The sequence below is a fragment of the Longimonas haloalkaliphila genome, from assembly GCF_055379825.1.
The window spans coordinates 1,634,166-1,654,655 of the sequence record NZ_AP043948.1 but is presented as its reverse complement, the minus strand read 5'-3'; the positions used below and the strand labels follow the sequence as shown (position 1 = coordinate 1,654,655).

General features: G+C 58.2%; 18 protein-coding genes and 1 riboswitch. Of the genes, 12 read left to right on the top strand and 6 right to left on the bottom strand.

Annotated elements, in window-relative coordinates; all coding sequences use genetic code 11:
• Position 1 precedes the first annotated feature (1 nt).
• The gene (add, locus tag ACZ48V_RS06550) at positions 2 to 1,090 is read right to left on the bottom strand and encodes an adenosine deaminase (RefSeq protein ID WP_464542751.1); all 1,089 of its coding nucleotides are present in this window, start codon (positions 1,088 to 1,090) and stop codon (positions 2 to 4) included.
• A gap of 451 nt (positions 1,091 to 1,541) precedes the next feature.
• On the opposite strand from add, the gene ACZ48V_RS06545 reads away from it, so the two are divergent.
• The 4 genes from ACZ48V_RS06545 to yihA all read left to right on the top strand — a co-directional run bounded on the left by ACZ48V_RS06545 (position 1,542) and on the right by yihA (position 5,339).
• Positions 1,542 to 1,841, top strand: coding sequence for a Sec-independent protein translocase subunit TatA/TatB (locus ACZ48V_RS06545; protein WP_464542749.1), 300 nt, complete (start codon positions 1,542 to 1,544; stop codon positions 1,839 to 1,841).
• 244 nt (positions 1,842 to 2,085) lie between these two features.
• Positions 2,086 to 3,642 carry an amidase family protein gene (locus ACZ48V_RS06540; protein ID WP_464542748.1) on the top strand — a complete coding sequence of 519 codons (1,557 nt, stop codon included), beginning with the start codon at positions 2,086 to 2,088 and terminating at the stop codon, positions 3,640 to 3,642.
• A 122-nt stretch (positions 3,643 to 3,764) separates the two neighbouring features.
• Positions 3,765 to 4,634: a succinate--CoA ligase subunit alpha gene (sucD, locus tag ACZ48V_RS06535; RefSeq protein WP_464542746.1), complete on the top strand. Its 870-nt coding sequence runs from the start codon at positions 3,765 to 3,767 to the stop codon at positions 4,632 to 4,634.
• A gap of 120 nt (positions 4,635 to 4,754) precedes the next feature.
• Positions 4,755 to 5,339 carry a ribosome biogenesis GTP-binding protein YihA/YsxC gene (yihA, locus tag ACZ48V_RS06530; RefSeq protein ID WP_464542744.1) on the top strand — a complete coding sequence of 195 codons (585 nt, stop codon included), beginning with the start codon at positions 4,755 to 4,757 and terminating at the stop codon, positions 5,337 to 5,339.
• A 62-nt stretch (positions 5,340 to 5,401) separates the two neighbouring features.
• Here yihA and ACZ48V_RS06525 read toward each other — a convergent pair whose 3' ends face one another.
• The 4 genes from ACZ48V_RS06525 to ACZ48V_RS06510 all read right to left on the bottom strand — a co-directional run bounded on the left by ACZ48V_RS06525 (position 5,402) and on the right by ACZ48V_RS06510 (position 10,092).
• Positions 5,402 to 6,358 carry an ion transporter gene (locus ACZ48V_RS06525; protein WP_464542742.1) on the bottom strand — a complete coding sequence of 319 codons (957 nt, stop codon included), beginning with the start codon at positions 6,356 to 6,358 and terminating at the stop codon, positions 5,402 to 5,404.
• Positions 6,359 to 6,548: 190 nt separating this feature from the next.
• Positions 6,549 to 8,336: an SLC13 family permease gene (locus ACZ48V_RS06520; RefSeq protein ID WP_464542740.1), complete on the bottom strand. Its 1,788-nt coding sequence runs from the start codon at positions 8,334 to 8,336 to the stop codon at positions 6,549 to 6,551.
• A 218-nt stretch (positions 8,337 to 8,554) separates the two neighbouring features.
• A complete protein-coding gene (locus ACZ48V_RS06515; RefSeq protein WP_464542738.1) occupies positions 8,555 to 9,073 on the bottom strand; it encodes a type 1 glutamine amidotransferase domain-containing protein in 519 nt (172 codons plus the stop codon).
• 170 nt (positions 9,074 to 9,243) lie between these two features.
• Complete coding sequence (locus ACZ48V_RS06510) at positions 9,244 to 10,092, bottom strand: DUF6503 family protein (RefSeq protein WP_464542737.1); 849 nt, start codon at positions 10,090 to 10,092, stop codon at positions 9,244 to 9,246.
• Between the two features lie 448 nt (positions 10,093 to 10,540).
• On the opposite strand from ACZ48V_RS06510, the gene ACZ48V_RS06505 reads away from it, so the two are divergent.
• The 6 genes from ACZ48V_RS06505 (at position 10,541) to metE (ending at position 16,923) form a co-directional block, all read left to right on the top strand.
• Positions 10,541 to 12,271: an acyl-CoA dehydrogenase family protein gene (locus ACZ48V_RS06505; RefSeq protein ID WP_464542735.1), complete on the top strand. Its 1,731-nt coding sequence runs from the start codon at positions 10,541 to 10,543 to the stop codon at positions 12,269 to 12,271.
• A gap of 165 nt (positions 12,272 to 12,436) precedes the next feature.
• A complete protein-coding gene (locus ACZ48V_RS06500; RefSeq protein ID WP_464542733.1) occupies positions 12,437 to 12,661 on the top strand; it encodes a hypothetical protein in 225 nt (74 codons plus the stop codon).
• A gap of 28 nt (positions 12,662 to 12,689) precedes the next feature.
• Complete coding sequence (locus ACZ48V_RS06495; protein WP_464542732.1) at positions 12,690 to 13,034, top strand: Uma2 family endonuclease; 345 nt, start codon at positions 12,690 to 12,692, stop codon at positions 13,032 to 13,034.
• Positions 13,035 to 13,046: 12 nt separating this feature from the next.
• Positions 13,047 to 13,544 carry a YiiD C-terminal domain-containing protein gene (locus tag ACZ48V_RS06490; RefSeq protein WP_464542730.1) on the top strand — a complete coding sequence of 166 codons (498 nt, stop codon included), beginning with the start codon at positions 13,047 to 13,049 and terminating at the stop codon, positions 13,542 to 13,544.
• 158 nt (positions 13,545 to 13,702) lie between these two features.
• A riboswitch (adenosylcobalamin-variant (AdoCbl-variant) riboswitch) is annotated at positions 13,703 to 13,781 on the top strand.
• Between the two features lie 237 nt (positions 13,782 to 14,018).
• Positions 14,019 to 14,480, top strand: a complete 462-nt coding sequence (locus tag ACZ48V_RS06485; RefSeq protein WP_464542728.1) for an acyl-CoA thioesterase — start codon at positions 14,019 to 14,021, stop codon at positions 14,478 to 14,480.
• A gap of 127 nt (positions 14,481 to 14,607) precedes the next feature.
• Positions 14,608 to 16,923, top strand: coding sequence for a 5-methyltetrahydropteroyltriglutamate--homocysteine S-methyltransferase (gene metE, locus ACZ48V_RS06480; RefSeq protein WP_464542726.1), 2,316 nt, complete (start codon positions 14,608 to 14,610; stop codon positions 16,921 to 16,923).
• 179 nt (positions 16,924 to 17,102) lie between these two features.
• Here metE and ACZ48V_RS06475 read toward each other — a convergent pair whose 3' ends face one another.
• The gene (locus ACZ48V_RS06475; protein ID WP_464542724.1) at positions 17,103 to 17,705 is read right to left on the bottom strand and encodes a hypothetical protein; all 603 of its coding nucleotides are present in this window, start codon (positions 17,703 to 17,705) and stop codon (positions 17,103 to 17,105) included.
• Positions 17,706 to 17,993: 288 nt separating this feature from the next.
• On the opposite strand from ACZ48V_RS06475, the gene ACZ48V_RS06470 reads away from it, so the two are divergent.
• Entirely contained in the window at positions 17,994 to 18,344 is a 351-nt protein-coding gene (locus tag ACZ48V_RS06470) for a DUF4286 family protein (RefSeq protein WP_464542722.1), read from the top strand.
• Between the two features lie 254 nt (positions 18,345 to 18,598).
• Positions 18,599 to 20,419 carry a translational GTPase TypA gene (typA, locus tag ACZ48V_RS06465; RefSeq protein WP_464542720.1) on the top strand — a complete coding sequence of 607 codons (1,821 nt, stop codon included), beginning with the start codon at positions 18,599 to 18,601 and terminating at the stop codon, positions 20,417 to 20,419.
• The last annotated feature ends 71 nt before the right edge of the window (positions 20,420 to 20,490 follow it).

Here is a 20,490-nt window from a genome sequence, read left to right as displayed (position 1 = left end):
GCTACCAAACGGGAGTTTCTTCCGTAGGCGGCATGGGAAACCCGTCGAGCACCGACTCCAGCAGTGCTTGCCGTTCCTTGTAAGGCAGGAAGGCATAGCGGAAGCCATTGAGTGTAATCTCACGCAGCTGGTCGGCTGGCACGCCGCAGCGGTCGTGTACGCGCCACAGCTCCTCGGTCATACTCGTGCGGCTGAACAATCTGTTGTCGGTGTTCACCGTAACGGCCACATCGTTTTCTGCGTAGAAGGCAATAGGATGCGCCTCATAGCCCGGTACCACATGCGTTTGTACGTTACTGGTCGGGCAGATCTCAAGCGGGATGCGATGATCAATCACGTACTGCATAAGCTCCGGATCCTGACGCAGCGTGATGCCATGCCCAATGCGATGTGCCCCGCAGTAAAAGAGCGCCTGGTGGATTGAGTCGGGCCCCCACGACTCGCCGGCATGAATAGTCAGGTTCACCATGTTATTGCGAGCATGGTAGAAGGCGTGCACATGTCCCTTTGGCGGGTTGCCAGCCTCTCCCCCGGCCAGGTCGAACGCGGTCACGCCCTTGTGGCGATGGGCTACTGCCAGTTCTGCCTGGCGCATCGAGGCGCTCTCGTAGCGATCACGCAGTCCGCAAATAATCAGCGATGTCTGGATATTGTAATCGCGCTCGGCCTCCTTGAGTCCCGCCAGCACCGCCTCGTTCACCTCCTCAAGACGAAGCCCCTCTTCGGTATGCAAGATCGGCCCGTAGCGCACCTCCAGGTAGCGCACGTTCTCCTGAGCATTATCTTCGGCCAGTTCATAAGCAACCCGGTGCAGCGCTTCTTTGGTCTGCATCAGCGGAATTGTATAGCGGAACCAGGCAAGAAAGGCCTCCAGCGTCTCCGAATCGTCAATCGAGCGCAGAATTTCGCGCAGCCCTTCCACCGAGTCAGATGGCAACACACCCATCTTTCCCTGTGACTTTGCCAGATCGAGCATCGTCTCCAGGCGCAGCGAGCCATCAAGGTGACAGTGAAGTTCGGCTTTAGGCCACGCGGCGATATCGTCGCGAGAGAGTGTCGGTGTATTGTTCGATGGGGTAGGAGCAGACATACAGTGTTAAGCCAACAGATGAAAGATAGCTGAGGTCTTTGCGCAACGCATTGTTGCAGCGGTCGCCGGGAAACCGTTGCCGCATCAACACATGCCTTCGAAGATCTGTTTCGCTAAACCTATGCGTACCTGATACCTTTCCTATGCCTCTTTTACAGATCGATGCACAGTACCTTAACGTCTGCGCTGCCATTTAAAATGTGGAAAGCCGTCGGCTGGCCCTCGCTTCCGCGTCCGGCTCTGTTCGCTTTGCTCTCTTTGCTATCTCGTTGCTTCCAGTGCGCCAAACAGCTGCGAAGAGCAGATAGGAGGCCGCCGCTGGGGGAACTGAAAAACAAGGCCTCTGTTTAGCGAAATGCGTAGTTGGCCATTTGCATGCACGTAATGCAAAAGCCATTTAGCACGCCCTACGGCGCATATATCTGCCTGCCTTCAACCCTTTGCTTTAGTTATGGGATCGTTCGGCCCCTTCGAAATCATTCTTATATTCCTCGTCGTCTTGCTCATCTTCGGAGCGAAGCGTATTCCGGAGATTGCGCGTGGCCTTGGCCGTGGCATCCGCGAGTTCAAAGATGCTACCAGCGAGTTTAGCCGCGAGCTTGACATGGAGGAACGGCGCGACCGTATCGATGCCCCGCGCCGCCCCAGCCAGGGCCAACCACAGCCCCGTGAGCAAGCCCCGGCGGAATCTACCAAGAACCAGGGCACTGACCCTGCTGCGGAGCAGAAGTCGTCCGAGTCTGCTTCGTAATCTCTTCTGCTCAACCTGGCACGCGCCATCCTCCTGACTCAACGAAGACATCTGTCTCGCCAAAGGCATTCAGGGGGATGCGTAGCGCCGTGCCCTACCGTAGCGCCCCCTTCCCGGGTCCCTTTTGCACGACCTGTGCAACACGCATAAAACGTATCGACGCGCAGACCTATTAGGACTCCGCAGGACGCGCATGTTCTGTGCGTACGCATCTTCACTCTGACCTGTCTGACTGCTGCATTACATGAGCTACCCCACCTTTACGGAGGCACGTACAGCCCTATCCAACGGCGAGACCAGCTGCGAAGCACTGGTCTCTTCGTATTTAGAGCGTATTGATGATCGCAACGACGCAGTCAATGCCTTTCTGACTGTCGATCGCGACGGCGCGCTCAACCACGCGCGCTACCTCGACAGCCAGCTGGAACGCGGCAACCGCCGTCCGCTCGCCGGCATGATCGTCGGCGTCAAAGACATGATTGCCATCAAGAACCAGCGCCTTACGTGCGGGTCGCAGATGCTTGCGGACTTCACTTCGCTCTATGACGCGCACGTCATCGAGCAGCTTCGCGAGGCCGGGGCGATCTTCATCGGCAAAACAAACTGCGATGAGTTTGGCATGGGCTCCTCAAACGAGACCTCGCACTTTGGACCGGTGCAACACCCCGATCATGCCGACTACGTACCGGGCGGCTCCTCAGGAGGCTCCGCTGCCGCGGTTGCCGACAATATGTGCCATGCCGCCCTGGGAACCGACACCGGCGGCTCTGTGCGGCAGCCCGCAGCGCTCTGCGGCGTCGTCGGGCTCAAGCCGACCTATGGACGCGTAAGCCGCTACGGACTCGTGTCGTATGCTTCTTCTCTTGATACGATCGGACCGATGGGGCGCTCGGTCGAAGATGTTGCGCTTCTCTTCAACGCCCTGGCCGGGTCCGACGCCCGCGACTCGACCAGCGCCGATGTCGAGGTGCCTGACTATACCGAAGCACTCGGCCGCTCTGTTGAAGGCGTCCGTATCGGACTCCCTGAGGAGTACTTTGCTGAGGGACTGGACGCAGACATCCGTCGCATGATCGAAGCGCAGGTTGAGCGTCTGCGCGAGCAGGGAGCCGAGGTGCGCTCCGTATCGCTTCCCCACACCGAGTACGGCATCGCCACCTACTACGTACTGGCTACTGCGGAGGCATCCAGCAACCTCGCTCGCTACGACGGCGTGCGCTACGGTCACCGGACCGATGCGCCATCCATGCGCGACGCAATCAAAGAGGAGCAAAAGCAGCTGGAAGAGCAGATAGCAACGGCTCGGTCGAATGGAGATGCGGGGCGCGTCGACCAGTTGAAAGCCCGGCTCGACACCCAAAGCGATCTGCTACGCGCCCTCTATGTGCAATCCCGAAGCGAAGGGTTTGGCGATGAGGTAAAACGTCGCATCATGCTTGGCACCTATGCGCTCTCGGCAGGCTACTACGACAAGTACTACGAGAAGGCGCAGCGCGTGCGCACGCTCATCCGTAACGACTTCTTACAGGCCTTTGAGGAGGTCGACGTACTACTGACGCCCGCCACCCCAACGCCTGCCTTTAAGCGAGGCGAGAAAACGGAAGACCCGCTCCAGATGTACCTGAGCGACGTGTACACCGTACCGGCCAGTCTGGCGGGCATCCCCGGACTGTCGTTACCGATCGGAACGCATCCGGATGCCCCTCACCTCCCTGTTGGCGCGCAGCTCCTGGCCGCCCCCTTCGACGAAGCAGGTCTCTTACACGTGGGCGATGCCTTGATGAAAAACGTGCCCGCGTAAGAGTCTTCCGTTGCGGTTACGCGGCGTGCCTTGTACCCTATGTGTACCCCTTCATGATGTGCTGCGAAACTCCATCGCAGCGCGTCTCCGCCGTTACTGACCATCGACGCTTCACTGATCGCATGAGCATTCTCGTTGACTCCGATACCCGCCTGGTCGTGCAGGGCTTTACGGGCCAGGAAGGCACGTTCCATTCCGAACAGATGATCGACTACGGCACCAATCTGGTTGCCGGCGTTACCCCCGGAAAGGGCGGCCAGACGCATCTCGATCGCCCTGTCTTCAACACCGTTGCGGAAGCGGTTGAACAAGAAGGTGCCAACACCTCCGTTATCTTCGTGCCGCCCCCCTTCGCGGCCGACGCCATTCAGGAGTCCGTCGAAGCCGGAATTGAGGTGATTATCTGCATCACCGAAGGCATTCCGGTCAAGGACATGAAGGCCACCTATCATTATGTGCAGAAGCACGGTGCGCACCTGATCGGTCCCAACTGCCCGGGGGTAATCACACCGGGAGAAGCCAAGATCGGGATTATGCCGGCCATGATCTTCGAGCCCGGCTCGATCGGTGTTATTTCGCGCTCGGGCACGCTCACCTACGAAGCAGTCGACCAGCTGACACGGGCCGGATACGGCCAGAGCACAGCCGTTGGTATTGGCGGCGACCCCGTCATCGGAACGCGCTTCGTGGATGCCCTGGAGCTGTTTGAGGCCGATCCCGATACGGAAGCAGTTGTCCTGATTGGGGAAATCGGGGGAAGTGCGGAAGAGGAAGCCGCTGCCTACATCGAATCGAGTATGAGCAAGCCGGTCTTTAGCTTCATTGCCGGACGTACAGCGCCTCCTGGCCGCCGCATGGGCCATGCCGGAGCCATCGTCTCGGGGGGATCGGGCACAGCAGAGGCGAAGTTTGCCGCCCTCGAAAAAGCCGGAGCTATCGTAGTGAAGAATCCCGCGCTCATCGGCGAAGCCGTACATGAGCATCTCGGATAACATGCTCTGCCGCTACCGATCTGTTGCACGATCTCCTGTTGCAACGCGCCCCGTGCCGTCTCTAATGGCAGCACGGGGTTTTGCTTTCCGCCCCCCTTTATCAACTCGACCTACGCATCCATGAAAGTCAAGTCTGCTGAATTCATTAAGGGCGCTGTTCGCTGGGAGGGACTGCCTTCCGACGGACGCCCCGAAGTTGTCTTTCTGGGGCGCTCCAATGTGGGCAAGAGCACCATGCTCAATGCGCTTACACACCGGAAAAACCTGGCCCGTACCAGTAAGCGTCCGGGCAAGACCCAGGAGTACAACATCTTTCGGATCAATAACCGGCAGTACTGGATCGACATGCCCGGCTATGGTTACGCCAAAGTACCCCAAAAGAAGCGCGTGCGCTGGGCCGAGTTTATCGCACGCTACGTAAGTGAGCGCGAGCCCCTGAAGGCTATCGTTCATCTCATGGATAGCCGCCATCCGCTGACTGATCTCGACCGCGAACTTATCGATATGATACGCGGTGGCGCCGCGCCGCTGCTGGTCGTGCTCACGAAAGCGGATAAGCTCTCGGGCAATGAGCGACGGGCCCGCGAGGGCGAGGTCAAAGAGCAGCTTGAAGAGGTAGGACTACACGTTCCGCTCATGCTTACCTCAGCCGAGAAGGGCGACGGCCTCAAGCCGCTGCTGCGCTGGATCGGCACGCTTACATAGCTTATACACATAGCTTTACGCCAGCAGCAGGAAGCGTATGTGCAACGAGCAACTGGGATCTTCTACGCCTGTGTCTCCCCATCCGACGAGGCCCGCGCCCCGGCTCCCTGGAGCGTAACCGAAAGCGTTTCCCCGCAGTGCGGGCAGGTGCATGCTCCAACTTTTGTCGGCTCATCTTCTTGCGCGTCTTCTTTGCCTCGCAGACTGGCCTGACGATCTTTCTCAATCTCGTTGACGAAGCCCGACCCGAGAATACTGGTAGGGAGCGCGAACAGTCCGATGCCAAGCATAGCCACAACGGCCGCCAGCGTGCGGCCCAGTCCGCTTATGGGGGTTACGTCACCATACCCAACGGTTGTTAGCGTGGCAATAGCCCACCACATGGCCTGCGGGATGCTGCCAAATGTATCGGGCTGGTAGCTGCGCTCGGCGTAGTACATAAGCGATGCCGAAATCAGGAGCAGCATGAGCATGAGCGCGGTCGTCATCACAATCTCGTGCCGCTTGCTCGCCCATACGCGACCGAAGAGGCGGAGTGTATAGATATAGCGCTTGAGCTTAGCCAGACGCAGAATGCGCATCAGCCGGAAGAGACGGAGGAAACGAGCATCTACCCCAAGGAAGGGCAGGTAGAACGGGAGAATGGCCAACAGATCGATGATGGCAAGGGGCGTCATGCTCCACTTCAGACGCCCAGACAGGCTCTTATCGTAAGGCTCCGCCAACGTGCATGTCCATATACGCCCCACGTACTCGACAGTAAACACAACGACAGCGACAAACTCGAAAGCATGAAGCGCGGTGCCATATGCCGATCGCATGCTGTCAACCGACTCCAGGATGACCCCAGCTACGCTGAGGACGATAAGGCTCATGATGAAGAGATCGATACGGGCACTCCAGGCCGACAGACGCTCTTGCGTACGCTCGGGGAGAGTAGGTAGCGCAGCGTCTCCATCCGCTGGATGAAGCAGTTCGAATACAATGCGTTTAAGGCCCGGGCGGGTGGATGATGACACGTTGGGCGCAAGGTGGGTGATTGAGAAACGAACACTGGCAAGACACCGATACGAGGCCTTGCCGTTACAAACGAGACCAGTTGGATTTACGGTTCCCCCAAAGCCCGTCTGCCTTTAGAAAACACCGCCTGCCGGTAGATCCAGTCACCTCTTTCATCTATTGGCTGTTACAGTGCACTACGCAACGCATCTACACGTAAAAGAAGTAGAGCATTGCGGTGGTCACCACGACGAAGAGAATCGACAGCAGGCTACCGGCCCGCAGGTAGTCGGAAACCCGGTACCCGCCGGGCGTCATGAGCAGTGCGTTAACGTGGTGAGTAGGGATGATAAAGGAGTTGGCCGCACAGATGCCCACCTGCAGTACAAGCACCTTGGCTGGCAGCCCTCCGATGCCTGTCAGTTCAAGTACCAGCGGCACCAGCAGGACCGTAGCCGCAACGTTCGACATCATGAGCGAGAACAGCGTTGTGAGGACCCCGAGCGATAGTAGGATCACGAATGGGTGGATTCCTTCAATGCTCTGCACCAATGCCTCGGCGATAAACGACGCCGCCCCCGAGGACTCCATAGCGAGGCCGATCGGAATAAGCCCAGAAATGAGAAAAATAACCTTCCATTCAACGGCACGGTAGGCATCCTCGATGGAAAGCACACCGCCCAGCACCATCGCTACAGCACCCGTCAGGAATCCGATTGAGATCGGAAGGTCAAGTAACAGTACCGCGCCGAGTGCAGCAGCAAAACTGCTGACCGCAAAGATGGCTTTTTCAGGACGTTTCTCCTCGCGCTTTGGCAGCGGGGTAACAGTGATGAAGTCTTCGCTTTCCTCGAAAAACTGCAAGTTCTCCCAGGCGCCCTGCAACACGAGCGTGTCTCCGGCACGGATAGAGTGGTCAGCGACGTTCTTATCAATCACCTGGCTCTCACTGAAGACGAGGACTACCTGCGCGTTATAGACATCGCGCAGCGCTACATCACGAATTGTCTTGCCCACCAGGCTCGATCGTGCGGGGATGACAACTTCCAGATATCCTACCGCAGCATTTTGCGCCGACTTCTCCCCTTTCTCCAACAGCTGAAGGCTATTGTCGCCAGCGAACTGCTCGATATCCTCTTTTTGCCCCTGAACCAACAGCTGCTGGTCTGTCTCAAACTGCAGTTCATCCCAGATCTTGTACTCGTCAGCGTCTTGACCGTAGGCACGCAACAGGTTGACGTTGTATTGTGCACCCATCTCCGATTCTTCGACGGACTTCCCAACCAGATGACTATTTTCTGGGATACGAAACGTATATATCGAATCGGAGAGCCCCCAGACATTGAGCATTTTTGCACCCGCTGTCATTTCTGGATTCGTGGCCTGCCCCGTTGGAAGCAGCGACGAGCTGAAAAGCAGAAAGTAAGCAATGCCAACGATCAGAAGTACGATGCCGATCGGCGTGACGCTAAAGAACGAAAAGGCCTCAATGCCGCGGGTCGCGAGCAGATCGTTGAGGACGATCAACGAACTGGTTCCGATCATCGTGAGCGTTCCTCCGATCAACGCGGCAAACCCCATTGGCATTAGCAACCCCGACACCGGGATGTTTTCACGCTTGGAGATGCCTGTCAGGACCGGCAGAAAGAGCGCCGCTGCGCCAATGTTCTGCATGAACCCAGACATCACGCCCACGGTGACCGACACGGTAGAGAGAATGCGCCGTCGCCCCGATCCAGCCACGCGCAGGATGAAGTCGGCAATTTTATCGGTGACGCCTGAGGCAAAGAGACCACGGCCCATGACCATGACCCCGATGATCGCCAGGACAGCATTGCTGGAGAATCCAGAGCGAGCGTCTTCCGGGGACAGGCTCCCTGTCCACACCAGCGCGAGCATTGCCAGAATAGCAACAATGTCGATCCGCAACCACTCGGTTATAATGAGAACGACCGTGACGGACAGTATGCCGAGTACAATAAGAAGCTGAGGATCCATACAGGTGCAGTCGGTGAGTAAAGTCGAAAAACTGTCAGACGCGTTCTCAAGAGATGCCCGTCAAGACGCAGCGGTAGTAGATTAACAGTTCTTGACTTATGTACACGGTTGACCGGGTCGCGTGTGCCACGTTAGCCCGCGTACTCTCAGCGCCTCCACAAGAAAAAGCCGACCAGACATACGCCTGGTCGGCTTAGCTCTATTGTCATCGGGAGAGGTTAGGCCAGCGCATCGACCAACTCACGACAGAAATCGGGAATGTCTTTTACGACCCGCCCCCATACGATGGCTCCATCTTGGAAAGCGGCTTCGTCAACCCAGGTTGCCCCCGCGTTTACCAGGTCGTCTTTAATTCCAAGGCTGCCTGTAGACCGATGCCCTCCAACGATGTTAGCCGAGATGCCCACAAGCCCAGCATGACAGATCAGCCCAACGACCTTATCCTGTGCGTACAGATCGGCTACCAGAGAAGTTACGCCCTCATAGCGGCGCAGCTTGTCGGGAGCCCAACCGCCAGGCACCACAACGCCGTCAAAATCATCGGCACTTAGGTCAGATACCGCAGCGTGGCTGGTTGCACTGAGTCCATTCTTCCCGGTGTACGTGTGGTCTGCCTTTGGGGCTGCGATGGTTACATCGGCCCCTTCTTCCTGCAGCCGCATTATAGGTACCCAGAACTCCAGATCCTCGAATGAGCGCTCCAGCAGTACAACAACCCGTTTGTTTTTTAGACGCATAGGACACAACGTGTTTGGGAACAAGATAGTACGGCTTGGTTGCCCGCATAATGTCTAAAGAGCAAGCGTACAGTTCGCATAGCGTTTTCAGACACCATTCAATATAGCGGCGAGTGCAGCGTCATTACAATGCTCTAAATGCAACGATCCCCGGTGGTTTTTACCTCATTTCAGTTGCTCTCGGGCAGTGAATCGATCTCAGCCTCTTCAGGCATATCAAAGAGACCAGGATTCGGCGTGTTGGTTTTAAATCGCACATCGGTCAGGCGAAACTCAGGTCCCAGCGGTTCGCCGAGTGACTCGTCTTCCCAGCTATGATAGCGCCCGGCAACGGGCAGCACAATCCCGCTCTCTGTGGTTGTGGCTGTATACAGCAGCGCCGTATTCGGCTCGGATGGCGGACGATCGCCGTAAGTTACGGAGAAGCGAACAAGTCCCAGTTCATGCGTATTGGCATCGGTGTAGACGACATATACATCGTCGGGCGAGTCGCCGACTCCCTCTTCGTAGCGGATCTCTGTTACGTTGTACGTGGTGCCTTCAACCGTTGCTGTGCCGACATCGGTGGCTATTGCCCCCGGATCTGCCAGCACAAACGGCATCGCAAAAAAGTAAAAGTAGGTGCTGGTATAGAAGCGTGGACTGGAGCCGTACGGAAAAGCCTCTAGCGAGGGCGCAACCCAGGCGTGCTCGCCGTCAAATCCCAGAACAAATTCATTGCCTTCAATCCGTACCTTACGCGTATCCAGATCAATAAGCTGATGGTCGCGAGCCGTAGTTCCTCCTCTGCGCTGCTCAAACGTGTACTGCAGCTGGCGCTGGCGACTCCATGCTTCCAGCCCGCCATGTGCCTCCCAAGCTTGCTGCAGCGCAGACGGCGCATCTATGGATGGGGAGACGCTTCCATTTCGATCTGAAGGAGGTGGATCGCTTTGCCGACACCCTGTGGTTAGTCCGATACCAACAACCAGCAGACATATGAGAAGAACGCGACCTGATTGAATGTTCGGTGTGTTCATTGTGGCGATTCGGTTGGTGTAAATAATGTACGGTAGATGATTCCTGTGCAGTGCCCTGTACGCAATAGCATGTGTGCCGTATGCTGTCAATCTATTACACCACCCTCTGAATTTCTGCAGCGGTAGCAAAATATGTAGCTACCCCAAAAACCAATCGCCTTACACCGCATGTGGTACATTCCCCCACATGCCCCTTGCATTTTCGGATCCTTTTTTGCGTTACGCATGATTGCTCATTCAATCAGTGTCGAAACCTGGTTTCTCTGTTGAGAACACCCCGGATTCAGAATGCTCCGGTCGAGCGATGAACAGACCATACACAAACCATACCTGTAGCACACCATAACATGGTGCCTCGTACGCGCAGAGCTTTTGTACGCAACGCGCTTGCACGCCGGTTATTGAGCAGCTTACGTAGAACCCTACATAAAACTATCCCGACTGTATCATGTCACGCAAACTGGCCGACCTGGGCAATCAATTCACGACCGACCGCGTGTTACGCGGATACCTGAAGCGGGTGTGTCCCCCTGAGATGTACGCCACCATCCGCCCCGACCTGAACAAGCTCGGCGCTCTTACCGGCGGCGAACTGTACGACCTGCAGCTTCAAGACCGTCCCAATACGCCGCGGCTGGTGCAGTGGGATCCGACAGGCGACCGGATCGACAAGATTGAACTCACCGAGGTATGGGAGCGCGTGCTGCCCATGGTAGCAGAACATGGCGTCATTGCTACAGCATACGATCGCGAGAACGGTCCGCTCAGCCGCGTGCATCAGGGCGCCCTCGCCTACCTGCTTCTGCCTGCCTCCGACATGATGGGCTTTCTGCTGGCAACCACCGATGGCTCGATTGCCACCCTGCTCCGCTCTGGAAACGAAGCGCTCATCGACAGGGTCGGGCCTCATCTGATGAGCCGCGACCCCGAAACGTTCTGGACGAGTGGCCAGTGGCGCACCGAGCAGCAGGGCGGCACGGACTTGAGCAAAGTAGATACAGAGGCCCGGTATGAAGATGGCACATGGCGGCTGTACGGCCACAAGTGGTTTACCTCGTCTACCGCAGCGAACATGGCCGTTGTGCTGGCGCGCCCCGAATCTAACACAGAAGGACGTGCAGGGCTTTCCCTGTTCCATCTTCCCATTCGCAGCAACCACGCCGATTCACCGAATGCGGGCATCCGGGTGAACCGGCTCAAGGAGAGCATGGGAGCCAAGAAGCTGCCAGTGTCTGAGGTCACCCTGGACGGTGCTGTGGCCCATCCAATTACTGAGCTGAAGCACGGCACGCGTCATCTTACCCCGATGGTGGATCGCGCCCGTATGTGGAATGCTCTGATCGCCGTAAGTAGCATGCGCCGCGGCCTGGCACTGGCGCGCGACTATGCCCGCCGCCGCAAAGCCTTTGGTACCCCCATCATCGAAAAGCCGCTGCACTACGACACGCTTGCCGATGTTCAGGCTACTTTCGAAGGGGCATTCCACCTTACGTTCCGGTTTGTAGAGCTCGTCGGCAAAGAAGAAAACAACGCGCTTAATAGCGACGAGCAGCACCTCCTCCGCGCGCTCTCCCCACTCGTCAAGCTCATTACAGCACGGCAGGCGGTTGAGGTAAGCACAGAAGTCATTGAAGCATTTGGCGGCTCTGGATACGTCGAGGAAACCGGAATCCCTACGCTGCTGCGCGACGCCTTTGCGCTTCCTCTATGGGAGGGCACAACCAATGTGATGTCGCTCACCGCGCTGCGCACCCTGCGCCGCGACGGACGCCTTGAGGCGGTGCATAACGAAATTAAACGATGCGCAGCTTCTGTCGAGACGCCCGCGCTGAAACATGCGATGAAGCAAGCACAAGATGCCTTTAAAGCTGCTGTGCAGTGGCTCGCGGAAACGCTTGAAAACTACGGCGAAAAAGCCCTTGAGGCCGGAGCCCGGCGCTTCACGTATACCATCGCTCATGCACTGGAGGCTGCGCTGCTCATCCACCATGCCCAGTGGGCTATTCAAGAGGAAGGGCGGCGCCCCATTGCCGTTGCCGAGTACTTCACAGCCAAAGGGCTCAATCACATTGCCCGGCGTACTCACTACGACGGATATATGCTTGCGCAGGACTTCAACCGTCAGTCGCTATTCCAGGATGAACTTGCCGTAGATACCGGGTCGCAGCAGGCTGTATAGCAACACAAATTACTTGGTGGATGCGCCCGTTTGTACAGGCCGGTGGTAGTGCTTTCGCATGCTCCGGTCTGTTGCCTTTGGCTGCATGGAAGGCCTCTGACGCGGACTTTTTTACTCCCAACCATGTGTGATCGTCTCCCTTAAACTCATCGGCCCCACGCTGTTATGCCGTCTACGCAAACGCCCGATGTGGCGACGCTCCCCCTTCCCAAGAAGGAGCGCTACACGTACGCCAACTATGCCACGTTGCCGGAAAATGGGTCCTACGAACTGATTGCCGGATCCCTGATCATGGCTCCACCGACCACTTTGCGTCATCAACACGTGCTCCGCCGTCTGGCCTGGGCGATACAGCGTTACCTCGATCAGTCGGCGATCTCATCCCGGTGAGTTGTTGTTTGCTCCCATAGATGTTTTCTTGACAGAAAACACCACCATGCAGCCCGATCTGGTGTACATTGCCTACACGCGGCGTGAGATCATCACAGAACAGCGGATTGAAGGCGCCCCTGATCTCATTGCTGAGATCTTTTCCTCCTCCACCGCCTACCGCGATGTGGGGATCAAGAAACAGCTGTACGAACAGCACGGCGTACGCGAATACTGGACGCTCCGCCCGGAATCGCAGGCGGTTGAGGTTCACGTAAATACCGACGCCGGTTTCACACAGCATGCGCGTGTCGTGGAGGCGGGGCTGGTAGGCTCACCCGTTATCGACGGAGTCGAGGTCAAGGTGGCCCATCTGTTTTCTTCTACCACATAAGGTTTCAGACGTATGACCAATCCTTTTCCTGCCATTGCGCGTCGCTTTGCTGACTGTCCCAACGAGCTGCGCCCCGACGGCATTACCCACGCCATCGGTCAGACGATTCCGTTTGTGGATACCGCCGGGGTGCACATCCGCACGTACACGCCCGAAACGGTGACGGTCGCGCTGAGCCCGGAGCGTGCCGTATCCAACCACATCGGCACGATGCACGCGGCGGCGCTGGCGCTGCTGGCAGAGACGGCTTCCGGACTCGTCACGGCTCTGAACATCCCCGATGAGAGCGTACCCGTCATTCGCACACTCGACGTGTCGTTTCAGCGTCCGGCTCCCGAACGGATTACGGCCACCGCCTCGCTCGATGCCGACATGCGCAACCGTCTCGGTGCTCGCCCCATTGGTCGCGTGGATGTGCCGGTGACGCTCATGATGGGAGACGAAGCGGTCGTCGAAGCTACTGCCGAGTGGGCCTGGCTGCCCGCCTCGCGGCTTAACCTGCCAGATTGACTCCTGCCCCCCCGGCAGGCATGCCCAATGCCGTCGTCGTTCCCAGCATCGTCTCGGCTTGACACTTACCCAGAATCCGCCGTATCATTTGGAATACATACCCATCAAGGCTGTGCTGTCGTGGCACGGCGGCTGAATGACCTGGGGCATCACGCCCCGTCATGCAGCGTCTCGGGGGAAGTCCGGTGAAAATCCGGCGCTGTCGCGCAACGGTGAAAGTCCGAATGCCTGCTTGATGCAATAGAATGGCGACTGGCTGTGCTTTGTAGTGCCTTTTGTAGTGGTGCCTTCTGTACACGCCATGCGCCGCGCCCACGCGTTCTGGGATCCATGGTCCGCAGTGCATTACGGTTGAAGCAAGCCCGTACGGGTCTGAAGATCACGTACCTGCTTTGCCCTACGCCGTTTTTGTGTATCCGATACCTTGTGCGCGCTCCAGGCGTTCAAGGTTTTCCTATTTACGGATACGCTACTATGTCTAACACAGATGCCCCCTCCCTTTCGCCCGATACCACCACCCGTATGGTACGGGCTGTCTTTCCGGGCGACACCAATCACTATCACACCCTCTTCGGCGGCTCGGCGATGGCCTGGATGGACCAGGCGGCATTCATCTGCGCCACCCGCTGGTGCCGCTCTAAAGTGGTGACCGTCCATACCGGCGAAATCAGCTTCCAGGAGCCCGTCCCTGAAGGCACTATCGTGGAACTCGTGGCTCGCGTTGTGAAGACCGGAACGTCGTCGATGCATGTGCGCACCGACATGTTCATCGAGCCCATGGATCAGTACGAACGCATTCTCGCATGCACGGGTACGTTCACGCTCGTTGCCCTCGGAGCTGATGACAGCCCCGTTCCCGTGCCTTCGCTTCAGGATGTACCGCAGAATGCACCGGTTGTATCCGACACAGGGCAAGACGCATCGCCGGACGCATAGCGGCATTGGGAAGTGCTTTCCCCCACGCCCCCCGTGTACACCTGTGCACTGCGTGCGTGCTGCCGACCCATGCAGCGCGCAATCTGTCTTTCTTTACTTTCTTTAAATGCAAAGCCCTATCTCTTTTATGATCACCTCAACCAACCTTGGATTTCCGCGCATTGGCGCGCAACGTGAACTCAAAAGAGCAGTCGAAGCATATTGGGCGGGCGACGCGTCGCGCAGCAGACTAATCGATATCGCTCGTTCGCTACGCCTTCGGCACTGGCGCCTTCAGAAGGATGCAGGACTCGACCACATTCCCTCCAACGATTTTTCGTTCTACGATCAGGTACTCGATACCATCGCGATGGTGGGAGCCGTACCGCCCCGCTTTGACTGGAACAGCGACCAGGTTGACCTCGATACGTATTTTGCAATGGCTCGTGGCGTACAGGAAAAAGAGGTAGATGCAAGCGACGGCGATTATGCCCGCACAGCGGCGATGGAGATGACCAAGTGGTATGACACCAACTATCATTATATCGTACCCGAATGGCATCCCGGTCAGTCCTTCTCGCTTTCATCCACCGGGGCCATCGACGCGTATAACGAAGCAAAGGACGCCGGCATAGAGACCCGTCCGGTGCTCCTTGGTCCGGTCTCGTTGCTGCTTCTGGGCAAGGCGCAGTCTGCCGAAGTGCAGCCGCTCGACCTGCTAGATAACCTGCTCCCTGTATACGCTGAGGTTCTGAATCGCCTCGAAGAGGCTGGCGCACAGGCGGTACAGATCGACGAACCCCACCTGGTGATGGACCTCTCCGACGCTGCCCACGATGCCTTTCGGCAGGCATATGCCGTCCTCGCCGAAGCGACCGATCTGAACCTTTTACTGACGACCTACTTCGGTCATCTGGGCGACAACATGGAGGCGGTGTTCGACCTTCCGGTGCAGGCCGTGCACCTGGACCTGGTGCGCGCACCTGAGCAGCTATCGGCGGCCCTGCAGCAGATTCCCGATACCATGGCCCTTTCGCTTGGGCTTATCGACGGGCGTAACGTGTGGCGCGCTGATCTCAACGCTGCGCATGACACCGTTCAGCAAGCCGTCAATACGCTCGGAGCCGACCGCGTCTTGGTTGGTCCGTCGTGTTCGCTCTTGCATGTGCCTGTCGACCTCAACACGGAGACGACGCTCGACGACGAGGTGCAGCAGTGGCTCGCTTTTGCCACGCAGAAGCTCGATGAGATTGTGGCGCTCGCGAATCGGGACAGCCAGAGCGCGCCTGCGGCCGGGCGTCTCTTTGCGGCCAGCCGCGAGGCCCATACGCACCGATCTCGCTCCGACCGCATCCATAATGCTGATGTGCAGCGCCGGGTTGCCTCCATTACACCCGACATGACCCGCCGCGACCAGCCGTACGCTGCGCGGCGCCCTCTTCAACAGCAGCGCATGGACCTCCCGCTCCTCCCAACTACAACCATCGGCTCGTTTCCGCAGACGGACGAGGTACGAAAGAAACGCGCAGCACACAAGCGCGGCGACCTTTCCAATGCAGACTACGAGGCTTTTATAGAGGATACGATTGCCGATACCCTTGCCGAGCAGGAGGCTATTGGGTTAGACGTGCTGGTGCACGGGGAGCCGGAGCGCAGCGACATGGTCGAGTACTTTGGGCAGCAGATGACCGGGATTCTGTTCACCGAGAACGGATGGGTGCAGAGCTATGGCACCCGCTGCGTACGTCCGCCGATCATCTATGGCGATGTGGCGCGCCCCGAGCCGATGACCGTACGCTGGCTTGCTTACGCTCAGTCGTGTACGGAGAAGCCCGTGAAAGGCATGCTAACCGGCCCGGTTACCATTCTGCAGTGGTCGTTTGTGCGCGACGATCAGCCCCGCGCTCAAACCTGTCGCCAGATCGCGCTGGCTATTCGCGACGAGGCGACTGATCTGGAAGCAGCGGGTATTCAAGCCATCCAGATCGACGAGCCCGCATTTCGGGAGGGAATGCCGCTGCGCAGTGCCGATGCGGATGCGTACCTGCAGTGGGCTGTCGAATGCTTCCGGCTCGCCTCCTCGGGGGTCAACGACGCTACGCAGATCCATACTCACATGTGCTACTCGGCCTTCAACGACATCATCGCTTCCATTTCCGCGATGGATGCCGACGTCATCTCGATCGAAGCTTCTCGCTCAAAGATGGAGTTGCTGTATGCCTTCGACACCTTCGACTATCCAAACGAGATTGGGCCCGGTGTCTACGACATCCACTCCCCGCGCGTCCCCTCAGCCAGTGAGATCGAATCGCTCATCGGTAAGGCGCTTGACGTGCTCAACGCCGAGCAGCTCTGGGTAAACCCCGACTGTGGACTCAAAACGCGCCGCTGGGTCGAGGTGAAGCCGGCACTCAAAAACATGGTGCAGGCCGCCCGTGCCCTGCGCGAGTCCGCTGCAGCATAACGTCGAGGCCGGTACGCGTTCGGAAATGTGTTATAGCAGCGCGTTGAACTGTTCGGGGATGCGCCTGGATATGCAAAGAGAGGCGTCTGTCCGTTTGAAAGGCAGGCGCCTCTTTTAGCGTTTAGCTCCAACAGGAGTTGAGCGCCCGCATCCCACCATATCTTTTAGAGGTGCATACCTTATCGCGAGGCAACGTCATCATCAGAAGGCTGCCCGTCGAAGACATCTTCGCTCTCGTCGTAAGAGTCGGGGTCCATGGCCACCATCATCTCACGAAAGCGCTCCATCTGTGAGAATGAAAGGTTGATGCTTGTGCCCCCGACCTGGATGCTCATGCTTCGGCTCTGCAAAAGGAGGCGGAACTCGTCGATGGGGATCGTGAGCCGCATAAACTCACCGATTCCGATAAGCTCCGGGTCTTCTCGGGTCGACACGTTTCTCCACGTCCGGCTCCAGTTGTCGGCAATAATGGTCACATTGTCATAGTCGAGCCAGCTCACATTGCGCGTTCCGCTGGAGAGGAGAATGCGGACGCTCGCAGGCGTGCACGCCTGCCCCTGACAGTCGGCCTGCGACTTAACGTAGATGATCTGTTGTCCTGAAGAGCCCAGCCCGCTTCCGCCCCGCACAATCCGAATGGGATTCGTTTCGTACACAACGCGGTCGGTCTCCGCGTCGTACGTCGTTGACACGCTCTCCGTTGAAGCGCATCCGGCTACGCTGCCGGCCAGCACGATGAGACACGCTGCGCTACTTATCAGCGCTACGACCCGAGTGGACATGCGCAAGGGATACAAGTAGGTCATGATTAGAAGGACGTGTTGTTGCTGGGTATAATAAAGTCTTGATAGCCTATCTTACAGTGTAACCATGCACGCACCGGAACGCAACCGGCTTAAAAGCAATCTGCGGGGAGAGGTGTGCAGCCGTTTCACGGACAGGTTCACGGTGATGATTGAAGGAGGTTTGTCATGTATCTCTGTGCAATCCTCCAACTTTGAAGGGAGGCGCTCGTTGAGGGCATCGTGTGTACGTACCCTCAACAGATTAATTAAGACAACCGTTTGCCTATGATTATCTATGAAGTGAACCTCACCGTCGATGCTGATATCGCGACCGAATACAGCACGTGGCTGCGCGAGCATGTGCGCGACCTGTTAAAGCTCGATGGGTTTGAGGGCGCCACCTGGTACACTCGCACCGAGGCGGGCGATGCGGTACCTGACGACGAAGCCCCCGAGGGCCCTCGCTACTGGACCCTCCACTACTTCGTTCGCGATGCCGAGGCACTGAATACCTATCTCGAAGAGCACGCGGAACGCTTTCGTCAGGATGGGCTCGACCGCTACGAGGGGCGCTTCAGCGTAGACCGGCGCATTCTGAAGCGCGCTCGCACCTTCAGTGCCCCATCGAACGGGTAGTCCTCAGCACGCCCTAAGCTACGAGACCGTGTGCTGGCCCCCCTTCAGACAGACTCATAGATCTTGGGCGGATAGATCCTGGACGGATGCCGCATGACGCTGCTGCGAGGATATGCCGAATTCGAGCACGTAAGCCACGTTGCGCCGAACACGCAGGCCACAATGTTCTTTACTATACGATGCAGTCTTTACGGGCAGCACACTTCTGTGTCTGCCGCACCTGCTTCTGTTTCTGATTATCTGCTGCACGTATTATGTCTACCTCCCTCCGTGATATCGCCATCGTCGCCCACGTTGACCATGGCAAAACCACCCTGGTCGATGCCATGCTCTGGCAGAGCGGCACCTTCCGTGATAACGAAGACGTGCGCGAGCGCGTCATGGACTCGATGGACCTGGAGCGCGAGCGGGGCATCACCATCATGGCCAAGAACACCGCCGTGCAGTACGGCGACACCAAGATTAACATCGTAGACACGCCCGGTCACGCCGACTTTGGCGGCGAGGTGGAGCGTACGCTGCGCATGGTCGACGGCGTCATGCTCCTGGTAGATGCTGCCGAAGGACCGCTTCCACAGACCCGTTTCGTACTCCAGAAAGCGCTGGAGCTCGACTTGCCGTCGATCGTCGTGCTCAACAAGATCGACCGGCCCGATGCGCGCCCGGAAGAGGCGCTCGACGAGATCTACGACCTGTACATCGACCTCGGAGCCGACGGCGACCAGATCGAGTTTCCGGTCATGTATACCGTTGCCACCGAAGGCCAGTGCACCACCGAGCCCGGCGGCGAGCTGACCGACCTGGAGCCGCTCTTCGAAACGATTCTGAGCACGGTGCCGCCCCCCAGTGGCGATCCTGAGGCAACCATGCAGATGCTCGTAACGAGTGTGCAGCGCGATAACTACCTCGGCCCGGTCGCTGTTGGGCGCGTAGAGCAAGGCAGACTCAAAAACCGGCAGCGCGTATCGATGTGCCACCGCGATGGCTCCATCGAGACAACGGAGATCACCGCTCTCTTTGCGTATGAAGGGCTGCAACGCGTCGAAGCCGAGGAGGCAGGCCCGGGCGATATCATTGCCGTGGCGGGCGTCGAGGGCATTGGTCTCGGCGAAAGCCTCTCCGACGCCGAACATCCCGAACCACTCGAACCGGTGGATGTAGACGAGCCCACCCTGTCGATGGAGTTCCGCGCCAACAACGGTCCGTTCAGCGGACGCGAGGGCGATTTTGTAACTTCGCGTCAGCTCCGCGAACGTCTCATCGACGAGTCGCGCAATAACCTGGCGATTCGCGTAGAGCGCGACGACGCGGCCAACTGCATGCTTGTATACGGACGCGGGGAGCTGCAGATGTCGATTCTGATCGAGCAGATGCGCCGTGAGGGCTATGAGTTCACCGTGGGGATGCCGCGTGTCATCACCAAAACGATCGACGGCACGCGCCACGAGCCGTACGAGATCGCCGAGATCGACATCCCCGAAACGCACATGGGCGTGGTGGTCGAGCGCATGGGTACGCGCAAGGGCGTTATGCAGAACGTAACGCATCACCAGAGCGGGCGCGTGCGTCTTACCTTTGAGGTCCCCAGCCGCGGCCTCATCGGCTACCGCTCGCAGTTCCTTACGGATACGAAGGGCACCGGCCTGCTAACGCATCGCTTCGAAGAGTTCAAGCCGTGGGCAGGCGACATTCCGCATCGCACCACCGGTGCGCTCGTGGCTGACCGCCAGGGCAAGGCGACCGGCTACGCGCTGCTGAACCTGCAGGACCGTGGCACCTTCTTCGTCGGTCCCGGCGACGCGGTCTACGAGGGCATGATCGTCGGCGAAAACAACCGCACGCAGGATCTCGACGTGAACATCACCAAAGAGAAGAAGCTGACCAACATGCGTGCCGCAGCTGGCGAAGAGCTGGAGCGCCTGCCTCCGCCCCGCGACCTTTCGCTCGAAGAGTCGATCGAGTTTCTGCGCGCCGACGAGTTTATCGAGGTCACGCCGAAAGCCATCCGCCTTCGAAAGCGCCACCTGGATCCGCACAAACGCAAAAAAGCCAACGAGCACGCGTACTCGGAGTGAGGGCAGTCAGGGCAGTCAGGGCAGTGACTGCCATCGCGCCAGGCAGCCTGGCGTAACACCTACGGTTGAAC